5 protein-coding genes are annotated in these 3,899 nt (G+C 61.1%); 4 read left to right on the forward strand and 1 reads right to left on the reverse strand.

Annotated features, from left to right (window positions below):
• Positions 1-162: 162 nt before the first annotated feature.
• From tpiA to tnpC, 4 genes are all read left to right on the forward strand, one after another.
• A complete protein-coding gene (gene tpiA, locus ACILSL_RS27180; protein WP_395735211.1) occupies positions 163-939 on the forward strand; it encodes a triose-phosphate isomerase in 777 nt (258 codons plus the stop codon).
• A 284-nt stretch (positions 940-1,223) separates the two neighbouring features.
• Positions 1,224-1,544 (forward strand): IS66 family insertion sequence element accessory protein TnpA, encoded by a 321-nt coding sequence (gene tnpA, locus ACILSL_RS27185; RefSeq protein WP_395735212.1) that lies wholly within the window; start codon positions 1,224-1,226, stop codon positions 1,542-1,544.
• A gap of 8 nt (positions 1,545-1,552) precedes the next feature.
• Positions 1,553-1,906, forward strand: coding sequence for an IS66 family insertion sequence element accessory protein TnpB (tnpB, locus tag ACILSL_RS27190; protein ID WP_395735213.1), 354 nt, complete (start codon positions 1,553-1,555; stop codon positions 1,904-1,906).
• A 36-nt stretch (positions 1,907-1,942) separates the two neighbouring features.
• Positions 1,943-3,529 (forward strand): IS66 family transposase, encoded by a 1,587-nt coding sequence (tnpC, locus tag ACILSL_RS27195; RefSeq protein WP_407073023.1) that lies wholly within the window; start codon positions 1,943-1,945, stop codon positions 3,527-3,529.
• A gap of 73 nt (positions 3,530-3,602) precedes the next feature.
• Here the strand turns inward: tnpC and ACILSL_RS27200 are convergent.
• Positions 3,603-3,899: formylglycine-generating enzyme family protein (locus ACILSL_RS27200; protein WP_395735214.1), on the reverse strand; the 297-nt coding region annotated here is incomplete at its 5' end.

Consider the following 3,899-nt stretch of genomic DNA (forward strand, 5'->3'; position numbering starts at 1 on the left):
TGCTTCCGGGTGTCGCGTGCCTGATGGAGAAGTGAGTTAAGCGATGGCTGGGCAGTCGTTGAGCGATTGTTGAGCCGTTGTTTTCGATCACTCGCGACCTTCTAAAAGAATCCACTGCTCGACTATCGCTCAGCCATTGTTCAACCATCGCTCAACTTCCCCATGAGAAAGCCCATCATCGCTGCCAACTGGAAAATGCATATGACACCGCAGGAGACGGAGGATTTCCTCCGCGCCTTCATCCGTCTGGTGCCGGACAAGTGCCCCGTGCAGGTGGTGGTCGCTCCGCCGTTCATCAGCCTGCCGAAGGCGGGCGAAATGTTGCGCAATGACAACATCGAACTGGCTGCGCAAAACATGAGCCAGCATCCTGCGGGTGCTTACACGGGCGAGATCAGCGCGCGCATGATTAAGGACGTGGGCTGTCAGCATGTGATCCTCGGTCACAGCGAGCGCCGCTCGCTCTACGGCGAGACAAACCAGATCGTAAACGCAAAAGTGCTCGCTGCACTCGAAGCTCGCATCCATCCGATCCTCTGCATCGGTGAGACGCTCGAAGAGCGCGATGGTGGTCGCCTCGAAGAAGTTTTGGATAAGCAACTTCGCGAGAGCCTCGCTGAAGTCGGTGCGCGTCGCGTGCTTGATTGCGTGATCGCTTATGAACCCGTCTGGGCCATTGGCACAGGTCGCACCGCATCGTCGGAGCAGGCGCAGGAAGCGCACGCTTTCTGCCGAAAGGTTCTGCACGATTTATTTGGCGAAGATGCCGCGAAGAAAATCCGCATCCAATACGGCGGCAGCGTGAAGCCGAACAACATGGCGGAACTCATCGCCCAGACCGACGTGGATGGCGCGCTCGTCGGTGGTGCCAGTCTCGAAAGCGGTAGCTTCTGGGAAATCGTCCGTGCGGCGAGCGACTGGACAAACGCGCATTCGTGATTCGCCAGCGGCCCCTGCTTGAAGCGGGGCTTGTGTGGGGAGATCTGAGAGAGAAGTGCCTTGCTGCGCGAGAGCGCGGACGAAGTGGCCCTGGGTGTTTGCACCCGTGCGAACAGATGGGCGTGGCGTGGTGATGCGTTCATCGAACCGTTGCCCTTTGCAAAAGGGGGTAAGCGTCACGCACGGTGCCATTGGAACATGGTAGCAGAAGTGTGAGAAGGCTCTGATCTCTCATGCTTATGCAAGAGAGGTCGATTGTGTTGAAGAGGGATGTTTGTGGACGTGTGCGCACGCCGTCAGGGCAACGCGAGGCGTTGGTTGAGGAGTTTGAGCGCAGCGGACTGCCGGGCACGCAGTTCGCAAAGCTGGTGGGCATCAAGTATTCCACGTTGATGGCCTGGGTGGAGCGAAAGCGAAAGCTGCGTCCAAACAGGGCAAGGCAACCCGAGAGGCCAGTGTTTGCCGAGGCGGTGGTCGCCCTGGCGGATGTGCAGAGTGTGACTGCCGGCGCTCTGGTGCTGCGTCTGCCGGGCGGTGCTACGGTGGAGATCAAAGATCGTGGACAGGTGTGTCTGGCTGCTGATCTGCTCAAAGCCCTCGCCTGATCCCCGTCATGCTGAGCTTCACCGGCAGTTTGAAGGTGTTCGTGGCGCTCGATCCCATCGACATGCGCAAAGGCTTTGAAGGATTGCACGCGGCGGTGAGCGAGAAGCTCAAGGCCGATGTGCGCAGCGGGGCGCTCTTTGCCTTCACCAACAAGAAGCGCACGCGGCTCAAGATCATCTACTGGGACAAGACCGGGCTGTGGCTGATGACGAAACGATTGGAGAAGGGCACGTTCTGCTGGCCGCGCAGCGTGGAGCCGCAGGCCGCGCGCATCAGCCTTGCGCCAGAGGCTTTTGCGCTGCTCACCGACGGCATCGACATGCATGCGGCAACGATGCGCCCGTGGTATCAACGCGATTGAAAAAAACTGCGGTTCAAGCAGCGGCACGGCGCAAAATTGGTACGCCATCTGCTCGTCTGGCTCTGCAACATGATGACGCCGCTGGAAACCCGACTCACCGAAGAGAACGAGTCGTTGCGTGCACGGGACAAGGCTCAGCAGATGGAGATCAAGCTGTTGAAGGAGAAGATCGACCTGCTGGTGCGGCGCATCTTTGGCGCGAGGAGCGAGCAGCTCGACGAGGCGCAGCTCATGCTCCTGCTGCAAGGTGACGAAGGCGCAAAAAAAGCCGGAGCCTCCAGCGCAAACCCCTGCGTCCTGGAGGCTGAGATCGAGAGGCGGGGCAAGGACAACAGGCCGCTCAAGCCGCGCAGATGGCGCGAAGCACGAGTGCCCGAGCATCTGCCTGCGGTCGATGAAGTCATCGAGCCCGACGAAGTCGCCGCCGCGCCGGAAGCCTGGCGGCACATCGGCGAGGAGATCACCGTGCAGCTCGACTACCAGCCTGCACGGTTCTTCCGCCGCCGCATCATCAGAAAGAAGTATGTGAAGCGCGACGAACCGCACAAGGCTCCGGTCATCGCCGCGCTCAATACGTTGCAGGAGCGCAGCATCGCCGCGCCCGGGCTGCTGGCGCAAATCATCGTGGCGAAGTATTGCGATCATCTGCCGCTCTACCGGCAGGAGCAGATCTACGCCACGCGCCACGACATCGCCATTCCACGGCAAAGCAGCGCGCGCTGGCTCGGCCTTGCCGCCGACTGGTTGAGACCCATCTACGAGCACATCCACACCGGAGTGATGGCCGGAGGGTATGTGCAAGTGGATGAGACGCCGATCGAGTATTTGAGTCCCGGCAATGGCCGGACCAGACAAGGCTACTTCTGGGCCTGCAAACGGCCCGGAGCCGACGTGTCCTTCGTGTGGAAGACCAGTCGCGGAGCAAGGTGTCTCGATCACATCATCCCCGCTGACTTTAGCGGAACCGTGCAGTGCGACGGCTACAGCGCCTATCCATCGTTCGCCAGTCGCAGCGACGGGCGCATCACCCTGGCCGCATGCTGGGCACACGTCCGGCGCAAGTTCCACGAAGCCGCCGAGAGCACCCCGCAACACGCCGGCTGGGTCCTGCTGCAGATCCAGCATCTCTACCGCATCGAAAAGCACCTGCGTCAGACACAAGCCGGACCGCGCCAGTGCCAGGCCATCCGCTCAAGCCAGAGCCGCATGATCATCGAGCGAATCCATCGTGCACTCACGCGGCTAAAGATCAGCCGCCAGCACCTCCCGCAGAGCGCCATGGGCAAGGCCATCGACTACACCCTCACCCTCTGGCCCCTGTTGCTGGTCTATTTGGAAGACGGCCGCATCCAGATCGACAACAACGAAGTGGAGAACGCCATCCGTCCCACCGCCGTGGGCAAGAAGAACTGGCTGTTCATCGGCGAAGCGGAGGCCGGCGAGCGCAGCGCCATCTTCTTCACCCTGATTGAAGCCTGCCGCAGTCGCGGCATCGACCCGCAGACCTACCTGCGCGATGTCCTCACCCGCCTGCCAACACTGACCAACCACCAGATCAAGGACGTGACTCCCGAAGCCTGGGCTGGCACCAGCTCCTCCCGTTCTCAGCGCCAAGCAGCGTGACGCTCAAAATCATCCGGCAACGACTTTTGCATGGTCGTTCCCGTGTCGCTTACAAAAGGGGCAACCACACCGCTCAATCTTCGTTCCGCGCCGGTTTGCCGTCTTCGAGCAGGATGACGCGGAATCCTACGTCAGGGAGACGTGAATCGGCGGGCAGGGGACGGCGGTAGGAGGCCAGCAGTTCGTCGCGACTGTCTGTCGTGTAGGCTCCGCCGCGCACAACGCCGAGATCCCGGGTCTTTTCATCATCGCCACCCCACGGTTCGGCGATCCATTCCCACACATTTCCCGACAAATCCGAAAGGCCGCGGCTGTCGGGCCGGAATGTCATCACCGGAGCGAGCCCTTCGTAACCATCGTCGATGCCTTC

The organism is Prosthecobacter sp. (assembly GCF_044222345.1).
GTDB lineage: Bacteria > Verrucomicrobiota > Verrucomicrobiia > Verrucomicrobiales > Verrucomicrobiaceae > Prosthecobacter.